2 protein-coding genes are annotated in these 1,580 nt (G+C 74.6%); both read right to left on the bottom strand.

What is annotated here, in order from left to right:
- A partial coding sequence (locus BCY76_RS17215; protein WP_272896878.1) for a biotin carboxylase N-terminal domain-containing protein occupies window positions 1–516 on the bottom strand: 516 nt, incomplete at its 3' end.
- 106 nt (window positions 517–622) lie between these two features.
- A partial coding sequence (locus BCY76_RS17210; protein ID WP_139827889.1) for a biotin-dependent carboxyltransferase family protein occupies window positions 623–1,580 on the bottom strand: 958 nt, incomplete at its 5' end.

Genomic DNA, 1,580 nt, shown 5'->3' with positions numbered 1-1,580 from the left:
TGCCGACCACGCGCACTGCCGCCGCCCGCCGCCGCCGTGGGCGGCCTTGATGACCACGGGCAGGCCGAGCTCGGCGGCGAGGGCGCGCACCTCGGCAGCACCCTCGACGGGGCCGTCGGTGCCGGGGGCCAGCGGCGCCCCCACGGACACCGCGAGCTCCCGGGCCGCGACTTTGTCGCCGAGCTGCTCGATGGTCTCCGGAGCGGGGCCGACCCAGATCATGCCGGCCTGCTCCACCGCGCGGGCGAAGTCGGCATTCTCGGAGAGGAACCCGTACCCGGGGTGCACCGCCTGAGCTCCGGTCTCGGCCGCGGCGGCGAGGATCTTGTCCTGATCCAGATAGGTCTCGGCGGCGGTGGTGCCCTGGAGGGCGACGGCGACGTCGGCCAGCTCCACGTGCAGAGCTGCGGCGTCCTGGTCGGCATAGACGGCCACGGTGCGGTGGCCGAGCTCGGCGGCGGCCCGGATGATGCGGACGGCGATCTCTCCGCGGTTGGCGATGAGCAGGGTGGTCATGCGGGATCCTCGCAGGTGAAGGGTGTCCGGTGGGCAGGTCTGGTGTCAGCGGGCACGGTGGCGGTGAGTGCGGTGGCGGTGAGTGCGGCATCAGCAGGTTCGAGGCTCAGGGGGTCGACGGCGCGCAGGCGACGACGTCGCCCGGGGCCAGCTGCGCCGCGGCCGGCAGGTCCTCGTCGATGACGACGCCGATCACCGGGTAGCCGCCGGTCACCGGGTGGTCGTTGAGGAAGAGCACGGGCAGCCCGGCCGGAGGCATCTGCAGAGAGCCGCGCGGCACGCCTTCGCTGGGCAGCTCGCCGTCGCGCACTCGCTCCAGCGGTCGGGGCTTCACGCCCTCCTCTCCGCTGTCCTCCCCGCCGCCCTCCGTGGCGGCGGGCAGGCCGAGCCGGATGCCGATGCGGTTGGACTCCGGAGTGACCCTCCAGCGTTGGGACTGCAGCCGATGGATCTCCTCCTCGGCGAACCAGTCATCCCGAGGCCCGCGGGTGAAGCGCAGGGGGATCGCGCCGTCAGGCTCAGCCTCCGGCAGCGTGGTGGGCTCGGGCTCTCCCACCGGGGCGACGACGGCGACGGCGACCCCCAGCCGATCCCCGGCCTGCAGGGGCGCGGGGCCCAAGCCGGACATAGTGTCCGCCGAGAGGCTGCCCAGCACGGGTTCGGCGGCGAACCCGCCGCGGACGGCCACCACGGTGCGCAGCCCCCGGCGCGGGGTGCCCAGGTGGACGGTGTCACCGGTGGTGAGCAGAAAGGGCTCCCGCATCCCGGGGGTGCGGGTGCCGCCGTCGGCATCGGTGACGCTCACCGGCACCTCAGCCCCGGCCACGGCGAGCACCAGGCTCTGTGCGGCGCGTAGCCGCAGCCCGCCGTGCAGCACCTCCAGCACCGGTGCCTCGGCGGCGGTGCCGACCAGCCGGTTCGCCTGTCGCATGGCGGACTCGTCGGCCGCTCCGGCACGGGAGACCCCGAGGTCGCTCAGCCCGTCACGACCCAGGTCCTGGATCAAGGTCTGCAGGCCCGGGTCGAGGACCTCGAGGGCGACCTCCGGAGCCTCGGCGGGGCTG

The sequence above is a fragment of the Nesterenkonia sp. PF2B19 genome (assembly GCF_001758425.2).
Taxonomy (GTDB): Bacteria; Actinomycetota; Actinomycetes; order Actinomycetales; family Micrococcaceae; genus Nesterenkonia; species Nesterenkonia aethiopica.
This window is presented reverse-complemented; position numbering and strand designations above follow the sequence as displayed.